Raw genomic sequence first — 16,244 nt, forward strand, 5'->3', positions numbered from 1 at the left:
CAGGTTCTTTGACGGCCGGCGGTCGGCCTGAATACGGGAAGTTCGTGGAGTTTATGTTCAGGTGTTGATAGTCACACCCCCGTCTTCTTATATATCGCTTATTTCCCTGGTCTTTCTCCGCAGTTTCCCTGCCGATCGCCCACCGGACGCCCATGGGGTCATCGCGACCTGTCCGGCATGGCCCCGGACAGTCACTGTACGATCACGTAACGTTACACATAGGAGCGACGCAACCGGAAGCGGCGCTTCCGGTTCACGTACGCTGTCGTCTCATCCGCTCGTGGAGGTGGGCCTATGGCACGGCCGGTCAGCCGGTGGACCGTCCTGGTCGTCCTCTGCGTCAGCCTGCTGGTCGTAGCGCTGGACGCCACTGTTCTGCAGGTGGCCGTGCCCTCGCTCACCGAGGATCTGCGGCCGGGTTCCCAGCAACTGCTCTGGATCGTCGACGCGTACTCGCTCATCGCCGCGTCCCTGCTGATCCTCTTCGGCACCCTCGGCGACCGAATCGGCCGCCGCCGGGTCCTGTTGCTGGGCTACGCCCTGTTCGGCGCGGCCTCCGCGGCCGCCGCCTTCGCACCCACCCCGAACGTACTCATCGGCGCCCGGGCGCTGCTCGGCGTCGGCGGCGCCATGATCATGCCGGCCACCTTGTCGATCCTCCGTCAGGTCTTCCCGGACCGGCGGGAGCGGGCGATGGCGATCGGTCTGTGGAGCGCGGTGGCCGCGGTCGGCGCGGCGGTCGGCCCGGTGCTCGGCGGCTTCATGGTCGAACACTGGTGGTGGGGCTCGGTGTTCCTGATCAACATCCCGCTGATGGCCGTGATGCTCCCGCTCGGCCGGCTGCTGCTGCCGGAGTCCCGCGGCGGCGGCGACGGACCCTGGGACGTGCTCGGCGCGCTCACCGCGGCCGGCGGCATCCTCGGGCTGGTGTTCGGCATCAAACGGCTGGGCGGCGGCGCCGGTCCGGCCGCCGCCTCGGTCTGCCTGCCGCTGCTGGCGGGCGCCGCCCTGCTGGTGCTGTTCGTACGGCGCCAGCGTCGCCGCGAACACCCGCTGATCGATGTGCGGATGTTCACCCGAGTGGCCTTCTCCACCTCCGTCGGCTGCATCGTGCTGGCCATGCTCGCGCTGGTCGGACTGGAACTGATCGCCGGGCAGTATCTGCAACTCGTACTCGGCCTCAGCCCGTTCCGCACCGGCCTGCGGCTGCTGCCGCTCACCTTCGCCGCGATCGCCTCCGGCCTGGCCGGCTCCCGGCTGCTCCACCGCTTCGGACCGCGCCGGATGGTCGTGGCCGGTTTCCTGCTCACCGCGCTCGCCGTCGTGTCGCTGACCGGCATGGGACAGACCGACCGTCCGGGCCTGCTCACCACCGGCTTCGTGCTGCTGGGCTTCGGTCTGGAGACCACGCTCTTCGGCGCCTACGAGTCGATGCTCAGCGAGGCCCCCGCCCACCAGGCCGGCGGCGCGGCGGCGATCGGCGAGACCTCGTACCAACTCGGCGCCGGCCTCGGCGTCGCGCTGCTCGGCAGTGTGATGAACGCCGTCTACTCACCCCACGCGGCCGGGGTGAGCAGCGCCGACAGCACCGCCGCCGGGCAGTCGCTCGGCGAGGCGTACGACGTCGCCCACCGGCTCGGCGGCAGTTCGGGGGCGGCGCTGCGGCAGGCCGCACGTCACTCGTTCGTGGAAGGCATGCATGTGACGCTGCTGGTCAGCGGGGGCCTGCTGCTCGCGGGCGCGTGTGCGGCGCTGCGGCTGCCGCGGGTGATGGACTGCGGCCCGCGGGCCGACGACCTCGACCCGTCGGCCGAAACGGCCGGGACCGCCTCGGAGTCGGCGGGTGAACGGTCCGCCTCGGCGGTCCGCTCTGGACGGGCGAGGGACTGACCCGTAACGTCGGCGCCGAGTCGGGATGACCACTGCTAGTTTTCGGGCCGGAGGTCCAGCCATGTCCGCACGCCCCCCGTCCAGGCCCCCTTTCGACCCGTACGACCCCCTGGGCCTGGACGATCTGCTCACCCCGGAGGATCTGGCGGTCCGCGACACGGTCCGGGACTGGGCCGCCGACCGGGTGCTGCCGCAGATCGCCGACTGGTACGAGCGCGGGGAACTGCCCGTCATCCGCGAACTCGCCCGTGAACTCGGCTCCATCGGGGCGCTCGGCATGCCGCTGACCGGCTACGGCTGCGCGGGGGCCAGCGCGGTCCAGTACGGCCTGGCCTGCCTGGAGCTGGAGGCCGCCGACTCGGGCGTCCGTTCGCTGGTCTCCGTCCAGGGCTCCCTGGCGATGTACGCGATCCACCGCTACGGCTCGGCGGCGCAGAAGGAGCGCTGGCTGCCGTCGATGGCGGCGGGCGAGGTCATCGGCTGCTTCGGGCTGACCGAACCCGACCACGGCTCCGACCCGGCCGCCATGCGCACCCACGCCAAGCGCGCCGGCTCCGACTGGGTGCTCAGCGGCCGCAAGATGTGGATCACCAACGGCTCGGTGGCCGGCGTCGCCGTGGTGTGGGCCCAGACCGACGACGGCGTACGCGGCTTCCTCGTACCGGCGGACACCCCCGGCTTCTCCGCCCCCGAGATCCGCCACAAGTGGAGCCTGCGCGCCTCGGTCACCAGCGAGTTGGTCCTGGACGGCGTACGGCTGCCCGCCGACGCGGTGCTTCCCGAGGCCACCGGGCTGGGGGGCCCGCTGAGCTGCCTGAACCACGCCCGCTACGGCATCGTGTGGGGCGCGATGGGCGCGGCGCGCTCCTGCTTCGAGTCCGCGCTGGAATACGCCAAGAGCCGCGAGCAGTTCGGCCGGCCCATCGCCGGTTTCCAGCTCACCCAGGCCAAACTAGCCGACATGGCGGTGGAACTGCACAAGGGCATCCTGCTCGCCCATCATCTGGGACAGCGGATGGACGCCGGGCGGCTGCGCCCGGAGCAGGTCAGCTTCGGCAAGCTCAACAACGTGCGCGAGGCGATCGAGATCTGCCGTACCGCCCGTACGATCCTCGGCGCCAATGGGATCTCACTCGAATACCCCGTGATGCGGCACGCGACCAATCTGGAGTCGGTGCTCACCTACGAGGGCACGGTGGAAATGCACCAGCTCGTGCTGGGCAAGGCCCTGACCGGGCTCGACGCGTTCCGCGGCTGACGCCTGACCGCGATGTGCCGCCGCGCCGGGGCACACCGGGGGCTGGACTCGGCGGTTCCCGCGGGCGACCCCCCGGACCCCCGGTGGGAGGTGCGGCGGCTGGGGGTCCGGGGAATCAGCTCTGGTTGAAGAAGCGGTCGCCGCCGTGGCGGGCGTCCGCGTTCATGACCGAGTAGTCGGTCGGGGTCAGCAGGAAGACGCGGGTGGCGACGCGCTCGATGGAGCCGCGCAGACCGAAGGTGAGGCCGGCCGCGAAGTCGACGACGCGCTTGGCGTCGGCCGGTTCCATACCGGTGAGGTTGACGATCACCGGCACGCCGTCACGGAACAGCTCACCGATGCCGCGCGCGTCCCGGAAACTGTCCGGGGTCACGGTCGCGATCCGGTGGCCCTGCTCCTCGGCCGACTCGGAGGCCACCCGCACCCGCGGGTCCGTCACCCAGGTGTCGGCACGTTCGGAGCCCTCGCCGTAGTCGGCGTACTCCTCGTCGTAGTAACGCTCGCCGCCGTTGTCGTCGACGAGGCCCAGCCAGGCACTCGCCCGTCGTACCGAACCCATGGACGCCTCCTCTCTCACACGCGGTCGTACCGTCCGCTGTTCCTATGTTCGTCCATGATGTGGATGATGTGCCATGCGGATTGCCGCCACTCAGGCGACTTGTGACGGTACTGGCACACACGATAGTGGCGCACCGTCAAGCCGCGGCAGGGTTCGGCGAGGTGATGGTTCGATGGGAACTTCCTTCACGTGCGGGTGATTCAGGGGGCCGTACGGCCCTACCTGCCCCGAGAACGCGGGCCCATAACATGATTGTCGGTTGAAGTGCCGAGCTCAGCGTCGGTACGCGAGCGGCTCCGCGAGGCGGGCGACGGCAGTTCGGGCGGTGACGACGGCTGGAGGAGTCGGCCGGCCGGACCCGACGCCGAGCGGGATCCGGGACGGATCGCGGACGGACCGGGGCCGGAGCGGGATCGGACCGGGGCTGGGTCCGGGGCGGCGCGGGGCCCGGGTAGTGGGGGGTCGGGCCGGGCCGGAAGAGCTATGACGCGGGAGCCCTGAGGGAGGGGCCGGAGCGGCTGAACGATGCGTGTGTGAAGACGGGACGATCCGTCGGACGTCTGTCGGAGAAAGTCAGCGGCGACAACACGACGCCGACCACACCCGACCGAAGTCGATGTGGTCGCGGGTGACCAGCTGACAGCTACGCATGCGCACAGTGCAGCAGCCGGGCGGGCGATCCGTCAACCGCGCTGAGACACGGTGTCCACGTCTCGGACAGGCTTGACAGCCTGCGCCGGGCTCGGCATAGCCTCATGCCACGGTCCTCGGGCCGAGCCGCGTTGAGGGACGCGGCGGCTGTGTGAAGGCGTCTCCCGCCTCTTCCGCGTGTCCACGGAGCCTTCGCATGCCTGCCGAAACCTCGCCCCTCGCCCCCACCCCGCTCCTCTCCGGGCCGCAGCCGCCCGCCCCCGCGCCGCTGTCGTACCGCCGCACCCGCACCCGCACGCTGCATCTCGCCGTCGCGATAGACGGCGGCAGCGGGCAGCATCCGCCGGAGTACTACGTGGAACTGGCGCGGCTCGCCGAGCGCGGCGCACTGGACTTCGTGACGCTGGGCGGCGGTGGCGGTCGCGACGGCCACCACGGCGACCGCGGCCGGGCGTCGGACGCGCTCGCGCTGCTCGCCCGGGTGGCGCCCGCGACCGACCGGATCGGGCTGGTGCCTTCGGTGGACGCGGCGCCGTCGTCGTCCTCGGCGGCCGGGCCGGCCCTGGATGTCGCCACCCTCGACTGGGTGAGCGGGGGCCGCGCGGGCTGGACGGTCACCGTGCCGGCCGAGGGAGAGGACGGAGAGGATAAGGACGAGGGCGGGCGGGCACGCGGGCGGGACACGGGACGGGGAGCGGCGGCCCGGCAACGGGCCGCCGAGCGGGCCGAGGCGCGCTGGCGCCGGGCCGGCGACGCGATCGAGGCGGCCGCGCTGGCCTGGGACAGCGGCGACGGACCGCGCCCGCCGCAGGGCCGGCCGGTGATCGCGCTGGACGTGACCGAACCCGGCGCCCGGGCCGTCGCCGCCCGGCACGCCGACATCGCCTTCGTCCGGGCCGCCGACAAGGAGCAGGCCGACCGGATACGCGGCGAACTGCGACTGCTCACCGCCGAGATGGGCCGGGACCCGGACCGGCTGCTGGTGCTCGGAGAACTCTCCGTCGACCTCGGCGGCGGCGAACTCGGCTGGCCGGCCGGCATGGTCGCGGCGCCGGTGGCCGACGGGGCGGGCGGTGTGCTGTTCAGCGGCGGTCCGGTCGACCTGGCCGAACTCATCGCGGACTGGCAGCGGTCGGGCGTGGTGGACGGCTTCCACGTACGGCCGGTGGAGCCCCGGCGGGACCTGGAGCGTTTCGTCAACGGCACCGCGGCGCTGCTCCAGCACCGCGGTCTGTTCCGCTCCTTCCACCCGGGCGCGACGCTCCGCGAACACCTCGGGCTCCGCGGCCGGGCGGGGGACCGGCTCGCGGCCACGGGCGGAGTGATGGCATGACCGGCGCTCCAGGGGCGGGCGGGGACGTACGGCGGATGCATCTGGCGGTGCAGCTGCCCGGGGCCGGGGGCGCGGCCGGGGCCGTTGAGGGGGCGGATGGCGGCGGGGGCGGCCGGCCCACGGCCGCGCTGGACTTCGGCGCCTACGCGCGGCTCGCACGCACCGCCGAGCGGGGCCTGTTCGATTTCCTGCTGGCCGCTCCGGCCGGTCGCGGCCCGGAGCCGTTCACCGTACTGAACGCCCTGGCCGGGGCCACCGAGTCCATCGGGCTGGCGTTGGTCACACCCCCCGACCGGTGCGGTCCGGACGAGCTGGCCCGGCGGATCGCGCTGCTGGACCGGCTGAGCGCGGGGCGCGCCGGAGGACCGGTGGTCGCGTGCGCGGCCGGCTTCGCGCCGGGGCCCAGTGCGCAGGGCCGGCCGGTGCTGATCCGGGAACAGGGTGGGACGGAACCGGCAGAAGTGGTGCTGGCCGGAGCGCGGGGGCTTGCGCGCCCCGGCGCGATCGTGCTGGCGCGCCTCGATTTCACCCGCGGTGGAGCGGCGGATTTTCCGGCTCTCGGCGAGCCGGGGGACCGCGCCAGACCCGACGATCCCCGGGCGGCTGCCGCTGCGCTCGCGCTGGCGGTCCGGCTGGACGCACCCGTGCAGTCCGGCGCGCTCGACGGTTATGTGCTGCTGCCTGACGCGGCGGCCGGCGGGCGGGCTCTGGACGCGTTCGTGGAGTTGGTCGTACCGCTCCTCCAGCACCGCGGATCACTGCGGACGGCCTATCGGGGGACCACCCTCCGCGAGCATCTGGGGCTTCCGCTTCCGGCCTGAAGGGCTGACCCCGACACCGCCCTGACGCGGGCCATGACCCCTTCGGGGAGCCGAGCGGACGACAGCCCGGCGATTCCGCTTCCTGCTCAGCCGCCGGATGCGTCCCCGCCGGACGGGGGCAGGTCGGCGCCCGCGGCCCGGGCCGTAGGACATCGCCGCGGGGCCGCTTTCGCCGACGCTTTCGCCCGCCCGCCCGCTTCGCTCGGCGGGACCCGTGTGCTCCGGCCCCAAGCCGGGAAGCGGCTCGATCTCAGCGGTTGAGACGACTTGAGACGCCGCCGGGCGACCGGCGCCGACCGCCTCCTGATGCCCCCGGGCGCCCCCGGACGCCAAGTACCGGACCGGGACGGCCTCTTGTGTGTTTCCTGTGAGATCTGAATACTCCCATGAGTGCCCGTCAGTCGCATGAGGCGTTCGTTTATCGGTGCGGTTCTGACGGTACACCGACAAATCCACCCCTGTGCCCACCTCCACCCCCACAGGAGGAACGTGTGAAGTCCACCCGACGCATATCGCTGATCGCGGTCGCTTCAGGCATGATCGCCGCGACCGCTTTCGCGCTCCCGTCCGCCAGCGCCGCCCCGTCCGCGACGGCGACTCCGGCCGCCGCCGCATCCGTGGCCGCGCAACTCGGCGCCAACGCGACCGCGGGTACGTACTACGACAGCGCGAGCAAGACCACCGTCGTCAACGTCACCACCCAGGCCGCGGCCGACGCCGTCCGCGCCGCGGGTGCCACTCCCCGCCTCGTCGCGCACAGCGCCACCCAGCTCGCCCAGGCCGGCACCGCCACCAAGTCCGCGGACATCGCGGGCACGGCCTGGTCGGTGGACCCGCGCTCCGACACCCTGGAAGTCAGCGTCGACAGCCGGGTGACCGCTTCTCAACTGGCTCAACTGCGGAAGAGCACCGCGGGTTACGGGAGCGCGGTCAACATCACCCGCGTCTCCGGCACCTTCAGCAAGCTGCTGTCCGGCGGCGACCCGGTGCTCACCAACAGCTGGCGCTGCTCGGTGGGCTTCAACGTCCGCAGCGGCAGCACGTACTACTTCCTGACCGCCGGCCACTGCACCGAGGGCCTCCCGGCCTACTACACCAGCTCCGGCACGTACATCGGCCCGACGACCGGTACGAGCTTCCCCGGCAACGACTACGGCATCGTCCGCTACGACTCGACCGTCGCCCATGACGGAACGGTCGGCACCCAGGACATCACCAGCGCCGCGAACGCCTTCGTCGGCGAGGCGGTCAAGCGCCGCGGCTCCACCACCGGCATCCACAGCGGCACGGTCCAGGCGCTCAACGCCACGGTCAACTACGGCGGCGGCGACGTCGTCTCCGGCCTGATCAAGACCAACGTCTGCGCCGAGCCCGGCGACAGCGGCGGCTCCCTCTACGACGGCACCAAGGCGATCGGCCTGACCTCCGGCGGCAGCGGCAACTGCTCCTCCGGCGGCACGACGTACTTCCAGCCGGTGACGGAGGCGCTCAGCGCCTACGGGGTCAGCGTGTTCTGATCCGGGACCCGCTGAGGGCCGCCCGGCCCCCAGCGTCTCCCCGGCGCCCCGGCGTCCCCCGCCGATGGCACCCCGCCGTTCCTGGCACCCCGCCGTCCCCGCCGCGATCTGCTCGCGCGGCGGGGACGGCGGTCAGTCGACCGGGCCGCTGACGCCGCCCTGGCCGCGGCCCCACCCGTACGCCCGATCGACCCGCAGCCGGATGACGAGCCTGCGGTCGGCGACCATCGCCGCCCGGTACTCGTCCCAGTCCGGGTGCTCGCCACCGATCGCCCGGTAGACGTCGACCAGCTCCTCGACCGTGGCGTCCCCCGGGTCGGCGGCGACCGCGGTCACCTCGGCGTCGCCCTCGGCGACCAGATAGGCCCCGAGGTCGGGCGCCGACACATAGAAGCTGGCCCGCGGGTCCCGCCGCAGATTGCGGGTCTTCGCCCGGTCGTCGGTGGCCGAGAGACGGATGGTCCGGCTCGCCTCGTCGTACGCGAACGACACATTGGACAGCTGCGGCCTGCCGTCCCTCTTGAGGGTGACGAGCACCCCGGTACTGCTCTGCTTCAGCAACTCGAACAGCGAGCTGGCGGCGGGCGGCTGGCTCATGGTCACTCCGGAATCGTCTCGGCGTCAGGGATGCGGGCGCGGCGTCCCCTCGGGCGTAGTCGCCAACACGACCGGCCCGGCACTTGTTCCGTCCGGCCGCCCGTACGGCGGGGAATACGGCGGACGGCCGCGTGACCGAGGCGGCCTCCGGCGCGTTGTCAATGCGCGGACGACTTTTTACCCGCCCGTAACTAGGCACCTCTTGCTACTCGCGCGTAACTTGTCATGAGCCCGGTAAATGGTGATCCGGATCACAGGGCGTGTGTGTCGTCAGCGCGTTCACATCCCCACCCGTGAGGAGATCACATGAGGCTGTCCTGGAGACGACTCCTGGCCGTATTCTCGCTGGCCGCGACGATGGCGGTCGTCCCCACCGCCGCTTCCGCCGCCGCCGCGTCCGCGCCGACCCGCGGCTGGAACGACTTCTCCTGCCGCCCCTCGGCCCAGCATCCCCGCCCGGTCGTGCTGGTCCACGGCACCTTCGCCAACGGCACCGACAACTGGGGGGTCTTCGCGCCCTATCTGGTCGCCCGCGGCTACTGTGTCTTCTCCCTCGACTACGGCATGCTGCCCGGCGAGACGCTGATCGGGGGTCTGGGACCGATCGCGGACTCCGCGCGGCAGCTCTCCGACTTCACCGACCGGGTGCTGGCCGCCACCCACGCCGCGAAGGTCGACATCGTCGGGCACTCGCAGGGCGGCATGATGCCGCGCTACTACCTGAAGTTCCTCGGCGGCGCGGCCAAGGTGAACACCCTGGTCGGGCTGGCCCCCGACAACCACGGCACGACCCTGAACGGACTGACCGCGATCCTCCCGTACTTCCCGGGCGCCGCCGACTTCCTGCGGTCCGACCTGCCCGGCCTGGCCGACCAGGTGGCCGGCTCGGACTTCCAGCGACAGCTCAACGCCGGGGGCGACACGGTGGCCGGGGTGCACTACACGGTGATCTCCACCATCTACGACGAGGTGGTCACGCCGTATACGAGCCAGGCCCTGTCGGGACCCGACGTCCACAATGTGCTGCTCCAGAACCTGTGCCCGGTCGACACCTCCGAGCACGTCGCCATCGGCCTGTCCGATCGCATCGCGTTCCACGAGGCGGCGAACGCCCTGGACCCGGCGCACGCCACCCCCACCACCTGCCTGTCGGCCTTCAGTTAGCCCGCGGCGGGGCTCCTCCCCGGGCGCTGCTCGCGCCCAGGGAGGAGCCGGGCGGCAGTTCGGCCGGCGGCGCCGTCACCGAGCCGGCCGAACATCTGGGATCCACCCGTCGGGCGGCCCGTCGGATCGTCGGTGAACTGGTGTACAAGGGGTATGTGGAACGCCGACCGCACCCCGATGACACCAGAGCCCGGGCCGTCGTGCTCACCGACCACGGCTGGCCGCGCACCGCCGCCGGGTCCGCCGCGCGGTGACCGGCTCCGGCGGGCGGCCCACCGCCACGCGATTCCTGGAACTCGTGCTCGACCCCGGCAGCTGGTCGCGCTGGGACGAGCCGTGCACCGCGCTGCCCGAAGCCGCCGACTACCGTGCCGATCTGCTCGCGGCCAGGGAGCGCACCGGCCTGGACGAGTCCGTGATCACCGGGGAGGGTCGCATCCGGGGCCGCCGGGTCGCGCTGGTGGCCTGCGAATTCGGCTTCCTCGGCGGATCGATCGGCGTCGCAGCCGGCGGCCGGCTGGTCACCGCCGTCGAACGCGCCACCCGTGAACGGCTGCCCTTGCTGGCCACCCCGGCGTCCGGCGGCACCCGGATGCAGGAAGGGACCATCGCCTTTCTGCAGATGGTCAAGGTCGCCGCCGCCATCACCGACCACAAGGCGGCCGGCCTGCCGTACCTCGTCCATCTGCGGCATCCCACCACCGGCGGGGTGCTCGCCTCCTGGGGCTCGCTCGGCCATGTCACCTCGGCGGAGCCCGGCGCGCTCGTCGGCTTCCTCGGCCCGCGGGTGCACCAGGCCCTCTACGGCGAGGAGTTCCCGCCCGGGGTGCAGACCTCGGAGAATCTGCACGCCCACGGCCTGGTCGACGCGGTACTCCCGGCCGGATCGCTGGGCGCCGTGGCCGCGACGGCGCTCGACGTACTCACCGGCGAGCAGCGCCCGACCCCGGACCCCGAGGCGGCCCCGGCCCCGCCGGCCCCGGCGCCGGTGTCCGAGGCGCTGCCGCCCCCGGACACCGCCGACTCGCTGCGTCGCAGCCGCCGTCCCGAACGTCCGGGCCTGCGGGACCTGCTGCGCCACGCGGGCGACGTCACCGCGCTGAGCGGTACGGGCGCGGGCGAGCGCGATCCCGGGCTGCTGCTGGCCCTGGCCCGTTTCGGCCCCACCCCGTGCGTCGTGGTCGGCCACGACCGCGGTGCGACGGCCGGACCGCCCGCCGCCGGACCGGGACCGCTGGGCGCCGCGCCCCTCGGACCCGCCGGGCTGCGCGAGGCGCGCCGCGGCATGCGGATCGCCTCCGAACTCGGGCTGCCGCTGCTGACGGTGATCGACACGGCGGGCGCCGCGCTGTCGAAGGAGGCGGAGGAGGGCGGCCTCGCCGCCGAGATCGCCCGGAGCCTGGCCGACCTCGTCACGCTCGCCGCGCCCACGCTGTGCCTGATCCTCGGTCAGGGCGCGGGCGGCGCCGCGCTGGCCCTGCTGCCGGCCGACCGGGTGCTCGCCGCCCGGCACGCCTGGCTGTCCCCGCTGCCGCCGGAGGGCGCCTCCGTCATCCTGCACCGCACCACCGACCGCGCGGCCGAGCTGGCCGAACGCCAGGGCATCGGGGCGCCCGCGCTGCTCGCCCAGGGCATCGCCGACGCGATCGTCCCCGAACATCCCGACGCCGCCGACGATCCCGGCGCTTTCCTCACCGGCCTCGCCACGCTGCTCGGCGCCGAACTCGCCACCCTCCGCAGCCTGGGGGCCGAGGCGCGAAGAACCGCCCGCCGGGAGCGTTACCGCAGGCTGGGCGAGGTGTGAGCGCCCGGGCGGGCCGATTGTCGGTGGGAGGTGGCAGGCTGGACACATGAGCACCGAGAGTGACGACCGCCAGTTCTGGGACCGTGCGGCCGCCGGGTTCGACGACGAGCCGGACCACGGCCTGCGCGACCCCCTGGTCCGCGACGCCTGGGCCGTACGGCTGCGGTCCTGGCTGCCCGGCCGCGCGTCCGACGTCCTCGACCTCGGCTGCGGCACCGGCAGCCTCGCCCTGCTCGCCGCGGAGCAGGGCCACCGGGTCACCGCGGTCGACCTCTCGCCCCGCATGGTCGAAGCGGCCCGCCGCAAGCTGGCCGGCACCAGCGCCCGGATACTGATCGGCGACGCCGCCCGGCCCCCGGTCGCCCCCGGCGCTTTCGACGTGGTGCTGGTCCGGCATGTGCTGTGGACGCTGTCCGACCCGGCGGCCGCGCTGCGGCAGTGGGCAGGGCTGCTGCGGCCGGGCGGGCGGCTCGTGCTGGTCGAGGGCCGCTGGGGCACGTCCGCACCGGTCGGACTCACCGCCGACGCCCTCGCCGCGCTGGCCGCACCGCTCGGCGGCTCCATCCTGGTCGAGCAGCTCGGGCCCGACACCGCGTTGTGGGGGCGTCCGGTCCGGGACGAGCGGTATGCGGCCGTGCTCCGCCCCGCGCGGGCCGCCCCGCCGGTGGTCCGGCCCCGCCACACCGAGATCGTGGACGTCCACCTCCTGCTGGTGCGCGGCCAGGAGGTCCTGCTCGCCCGCCGTGCGAACACGGGATACGCCGACGGACTGCTGCACGCTCCGTCGGGCCATCTGGAGGACGGCGAGGACGTCAGGAGCGCCATGATCCGGGAGGCCCGCGAGGAGCTCGGCCTCGATCTGGCGCCGGACGACCTCGAAGCGGTCCTGGCGATGCAGCACCGTGCGCCGGACGGCGCCGCCAGGACCGGCTGGTTCTTCCTGACCCGCCTGGCCAGGGGCAGGGAGCCGGTCAACGCGGAGCCGGACAAGTGCTCCGAGCTGGGCTGGTACCGGCTGGCCGCGCTGCCCGACGACATGGTGGCCTACTGCCGGGCGGGTATCGAGGCCTGGCGCGCCGGACACCGGTTCCTGCTGCATCTGCACGAAAGCGGCGACGCCATCGCCTATGACCCCGCCGGGCCGCACCGAGCGGTGCCGCTGTCGCCACCGGCTGTGCCAGGATCGCTCATATGAGCCTGAAGATCGTCATCGATCAGGATGCGGCCGTCGCTCCCTACGAGCAGCTGCGCCGGCAGGTCGCGGAAGAGGCCCGTGCCGGCCGCATCCCGGTCGGCTACAAGCTGCCCACTGTCAGAGGCCTGGCGGAGCAGCTGGGGCTCGCCGCGAACACCGTCGCCAAGGCGTACCGCGCGCTGGAGGCGGACGGGGTGATCGAGACCAGGGGCCGTCACGGTACGTATATCGCGGCTGCCGATTCCGGCTCACGCGAGGCCGTCGCCGCGGCGACGGCCTATGTGGAGCGGACCCGCCGCCTCGGCCTGGACCGGGACGCGGCGCGCGCGGCGGTCGAGGAGGCCCTGCGCGCCGCCTACGGCGACTGAGCCCCGGTCCCGGCATCTGGGCACCCGCCCTGCTCGGGGCTGCTCCAGGCGGCCGTAGGTCCGTTTTGCGTACTTCCCGAGGCGTCGGGCAGAAGTGCCTACGACCCACCCGCGGGTGACGGAGGTATCCAGATGACGATCGCAGCCGCGTTGCGAGCCCGGCGCCTTTGCGGCGCCGACGAGGACGAGGAAGAGCTGGTGGTCATCCGTGTCGAACGCAGCTGACCGGCCACGGCGGGTCACCGTCGACCGGGACGGGCCGATCCTTGTCGAGGGGCCGGTGGAAGTGGTCCAGGACGACGGCACGGTCGTCGTCTCCGACCGGTTCGTCGTCGCCGTCTGCACCTGCCGCCGCAGCCGCACCTACCCGTGGTGCGACACCAGCCACCGCGGCCACAAGCGACCACCCGCCGGGCGGCCCCAGGACCGCGGGCAGTCCGGCCACGAACCGGAGGGATCCCATGACGGCGACCACCACTGACCGGCGGCGCGCCGACCCCGTCCTTCCCGCGCCCCGCGGCCCGCTGTCGGCCGGAGTCCTCGCCGCGCTCACCGCGCCGCGCCGGCTCCCGCCGGACGCGTCCGAAGCGATGTCGGCGGACCCGTACGGCGAGGATCTGCAGCTCGCCCTCTATGTGCTGTACGAACTGCACTACCGCGGTTTCGCCGGAGTGGAGGACGACCGGGAGTGGGATCCGGCACTCCAGCCGCTGCGCCGGGCGCTCGAAGACCGCTTCCTCGGCGCGCTGCGTGCTGACGTGCCGTCCGGCCGAGGGGCCGACGAGGCCTTCGGTGATCTGCTGGTCGAGTCGACCGACCACCGGGACAGCGTCGCCTACCACCTCGAACACGACGGCGAGCTGTGGCAGTTGCGCGAGTACGCGGTCCTGCGCTCCCTTTACCACCTCAAGGAGGGCGATCCGCATACCTGGGTGATCCCGCGGCTGACGGGCCGGGCCAAGGCCGCCATGGTGGCCGTCCAGTACGACGAATACGGAGCGGGCCACGCCGAGAATCTGCACGCGCGGCTGTTCGCCGACCTGATGGAGGATCTCGGGCTGGACACGGAGTACGGCCGTTATCTGGGAGTGGTGCCGGGTGTCGCGCTCGCCACCGTCAACCTGATGACGCTGTTCGGGCTGCGCCGCTCGCTGCGCGGGTCGCTGGTGGGCCACTTCGCGAGCGTCGAGGTCACATCGTCGCCCGGCTCGCGCCGCCTTGCCCGGGCCATGCGCCGGACCGGAGCCGGACCGGCCGCCGAGCGCTTCTACACCGAGCACGTCGAGGCGGACGCCGTCCATGAACAGGTCGTGCGGCGCGAGGTGATCGGTGGACTGCTGGCCGACGAACCACAACTGGAGGCGGATGTGGCCTTCGGCGCCGACGCGACCGGGTTCCTTGAGGACCGGCTGGGCGCCCATCTGCTCCGCGCCTGGCGGGCGGGCCGTTCCGCGCTGCGCGCCGGCCCGGACCCGACCGGCTGAGGGTTCCCCGGCCCGGCCGCCGGCCGCCGCCCCGCTCGGCAGCTCGCCGGGGCGGCGACCGGCGGCCGTTCGCTGGAGGTATCCGAGGTGTCGGACCTATCGGAGGCACCAGGGGTATCGGGGGTGTCAGAGGTATCAGAGGTAGAGGCCGTCCGCCGACTGGGCGGGCACCGGCAGGATGGCCGGGTGGCCGCGGCGCAGCGCGTAGAGCTCCGCGAGGGTGGCGCCCTCGCGGCCGATGCCCTCGCTGGTGCCGAGCCAGTCGACGGCCTCCTTGCGGGTGAGCGCGCCGACTTCGATACGGGCCAGGCAGCGGCCCGGGCGGACCACCGCGGGGTGGAGCCGCTCCAGATCCTCGTTGGTGGTGATGCCCACCAGCACGTTCCGACCCTGGCCGAGGAGGCCGTCGGTGAGGTTGAGTAGCCGGGACAGCGCCTGGCCGGTCTGGTGCTTGGCCTGACCCCTGATCAGTTCGTCGCAGTCCTCCAGGAGCAGCAGCCGCCAGCGGCCACCGGTCGCGTCGTCCTCGCCGATGGCGATCGACATCAGATATCCGACGTCGTTGAAGAGCCGCTCGGGGTCGAGTACGCAGTCCACCTGGCACCAGTCGCGCCACGCGCGCGCCAGTGTGCGCAGCGCCGAGGTCTTGCCGGTGCCGGGCGGGCCGTGCAGGAGCAGCAGGCGTCCGGCGACGTCGTCGGCGGTGAGCTTCATCAGACCGTCCATCGCGTCGGCGACCGGCGCGGTGTAATTGACCCTCAGCTCCTCCCAGGTCGCGGCGGCGATCCGCCGGGTGGTGCGGTGCGGTCCGCGGCTCGGCACGATGTACCAGAAGCCCATCGTCACATCGTCGGGCTGCGGCTCCGGCTGGTCCTCGGCGTCGTCCACCGATGACTTCAGGACCTGCTCGGCGAGTTCGTCGCTGACGGCGGCCACCGTGACATCGGCGCCGCGATTCCAGCGGGAGATGAGGATCGTCCAGCCGTCGCCCTCGGCGAGGGTGGCGCTGCGGTCCTTGTCGCGGGCCTGCCGCAGCATGGTCGCGTCCGGCGGCAGCAGCGTCAGCCCGGACTTGACGTTCTCCACCGAGGCGCCGCGGGCGAACGGCTGCTCTCCCGAGGTGAAACGGCCCAGGAAGAGCGCGTCCACGACATCCGACGGCGAGTCGCTGTCGTCCAGGCGCAGATGGATGGGCAGGGCGCTCTGCGGAGGCGTGACGGACGGGGCCTGCTTCGGTACGGCCTTTCCGGTCTTCCGGGCGCGCACCGTCTTCTGCGGCGTGACGGCCTTGCCGCTGGGGTCGCCCGGGTCGGTCCGGTCGGCCTGGCCGGTCTTCGCGGCCTTGTCGGGCTTGGCTGCGTTCGTCGATTTACCGGCTCCGGCGGGCGGCACTTGCCTCCTCGGTTCACGGGCTGTGGCGGACATGCGGCCCATGATCCGCCCTCCCGGGCCGATTCGCCCAGTGCTTTTCGTCACGGGCGCGGCGAATCCCGGATGGCGTCGCGCGGTCGGCCGCGGGTGGGCCTACCCAGCAGAATAGCGGGCCAATCTCACCGAACGGGTCGATTGATCGCAAGTCATCACGGATATGAACCTTACGTCG

General features: G+C 72.9%; 14 protein-coding genes. 11 read left to right on the forward strand and 3 right to left on the reverse strand.

What is annotated here, in order from left to right:
- Positions 1 to 294 precede the first annotated feature (294 nt).
- The gene (locus ACFO3J_RS31925) at positions 295 to 1,890 is read left to right on the forward strand and encodes an MFS transporter (RefSeq protein ID WP_386437011.1); all 1,596 of its coding nucleotides are present in this window, start codon (positions 295 to 297) and stop codon (positions 1,888 to 1,890) included.
- Positions 1,891 to 1,951: 61 nt separating this feature from the next.
- Positions 1,952 to 3,148, forward strand: a complete 1,197-nt coding sequence (locus ACFO3J_RS31930; protein ID WP_386437014.1) for an acyl-CoA dehydrogenase family protein — start codon at positions 1,952 to 1,954, stop codon at positions 3,146 to 3,148.
- Positions 3,149 to 3,263: 115 nt separating this feature from the next.
- On the opposite strand, the gene ACFO3J_RS31935 is transcribed toward ACFO3J_RS31930, so the two are convergent.
- Positions 3,264 to 3,707, reverse strand: coding sequence for a cell division protein SepF (locus ACFO3J_RS31935; RefSeq protein ID WP_386437017.1), 444 nt, complete (start codon positions 3,705 to 3,707; stop codon positions 3,264 to 3,266).
- A gap of 847 nt (positions 3,708 to 4,554) precedes the next feature.
- Between ACFO3J_RS31935 and ACFO3J_RS31940 the strand changes: the two genes are divergently transcribed.
- The 3 genes from ACFO3J_RS31940 to ACFO3J_RS31950 all read left to right on the forward strand — a co-directional run bounded on the left by ACFO3J_RS31940 (position 4,555) and on the right by ACFO3J_RS31950 (position 8,029).
- Entirely contained in the window at positions 4,555 to 5,691 is a 1,137-nt protein-coding gene (locus ACFO3J_RS31940; RefSeq protein WP_386437020.1) for an LLM class flavin-dependent oxidoreductase, read from the forward strand.
- Positions 5,688 to 6,512, forward strand: coding sequence for an LLM class flavin-dependent oxidoreductase (locus ACFO3J_RS31945; protein WP_386437023.1), 825 nt, complete (start codon positions 5,688 to 5,690; stop codon positions 6,510 to 6,512). The genes ACFO3J_RS31940 and ACFO3J_RS31945 overlap by 4 nt, the downstream gene beginning before the upstream one ends.
- A 491-nt stretch (positions 6,513 to 7,003) precedes the next feature.
- Positions 7,004 to 8,029: a S1 family peptidase gene (locus ACFO3J_RS31950; RefSeq protein ID WP_386437026.1), complete on the forward strand. Its 1,026-nt coding sequence runs from the start codon at positions 7,004 to 7,006 to the stop codon at positions 8,027 to 8,029.
- Positions 8,030 to 8,161: 132 nt separating this feature from the next.
- Here the strand turns inward: ACFO3J_RS31950 and ACFO3J_RS31955 are convergent, their stop codons facing one another.
- Positions 8,162 to 8,626 (reverse strand): PPOX class F420-dependent oxidoreductase, encoded by a 465-nt coding sequence (locus ACFO3J_RS31955; RefSeq protein ID WP_386437029.1) that lies wholly within the window; start codon positions 8,624 to 8,626, stop codon positions 8,162 to 8,164.
- 306 nt (positions 8,627 to 8,932) lie between these two features.
- Between ACFO3J_RS31955 and ACFO3J_RS31960 the strand changes: the two genes are divergently transcribed.
- From ACFO3J_RS31960 to ACFO3J_RS31985, 6 genes are all read left to right on the forward strand, one after another.
- Positions 8,933 to 9,790, forward strand: coding sequence for an esterase/lipase family protein (locus ACFO3J_RS31960; RefSeq protein WP_386437032.1), 858 nt, complete (start codon positions 8,933 to 8,935; stop codon positions 9,788 to 9,790).
- 250 nt (positions 9,791 to 10,040) lie between these two features.
- Positions 10,041 to 11,594 (forward strand): carboxyl transferase domain-containing protein, encoded by a 1,554-nt coding sequence (locus ACFO3J_RS31965; protein ID WP_386437035.1) that lies wholly within the window; start codon positions 10,041 to 10,043, stop codon positions 11,592 to 11,594.
- Positions 11,595 to 11,640: 46 nt separating this feature from the next.
- Entirely contained in the window at positions 11,641 to 12,789 is a 1,149-nt protein-coding gene (locus ACFO3J_RS31970) for a methyltransferase domain-containing protein (RefSeq protein ID WP_386437037.1), read from the forward strand.
- A complete protein-coding gene (locus ACFO3J_RS31975; protein WP_386437040.1) occupies positions 12,786 to 13,157 on the forward strand; it encodes a GntR family transcriptional regulator in 372 nt (123 codons plus the stop codon). The genes ACFO3J_RS31970 and ACFO3J_RS31975 overlap by 4 nt, the downstream gene beginning before the upstream one ends.
- 208 nt (positions 13,158 to 13,365) lie before the next feature.
- Entirely contained in the window at positions 13,366 to 13,638 is a 273-nt protein-coding gene (locus ACFO3J_RS31980; protein WP_386437043.1) for a CDGSH iron-sulfur domain-containing protein, read from the forward strand.
- Positions 13,619 to 14,641: an iron-containing redox enzyme family protein gene (locus ACFO3J_RS31985; protein WP_386437046.1), complete on the forward strand. Its 1,023-nt coding sequence runs from the start codon at positions 13,619 to 13,621 to the stop codon at positions 14,639 to 14,641. Before ACFO3J_RS31980 ends, ACFO3J_RS31985 begins: the two co-directional genes overlap by 20 nt.
- A gap of 135 nt (positions 14,642 to 14,776) precedes the next feature.
- Here the strand turns inward: ACFO3J_RS31985 and ACFO3J_RS31990 are convergent, their stop codons facing one another.
- Positions 14,777 to 16,066 carry a DUF5925 domain-containing protein gene (locus tag ACFO3J_RS31990; protein ID WP_386437049.1) on the reverse strand — a complete coding sequence of 430 codons (1,290 nt, stop codon included), beginning with the start codon at positions 16,064 to 16,066 and terminating at the stop codon, positions 14,777 to 14,779.
- Between the last annotated feature and the right edge of the window lie 178 nt (positions 16,067 to 16,244).

The organism is Streptomyces polygonati (assembly GCF_042650325.1).
Lineage (GTDB): Bacteria > Actinomycetota > Actinomycetes > Streptomycetales > Streptomycetaceae > Actinacidiphila > Actinacidiphila polygonati.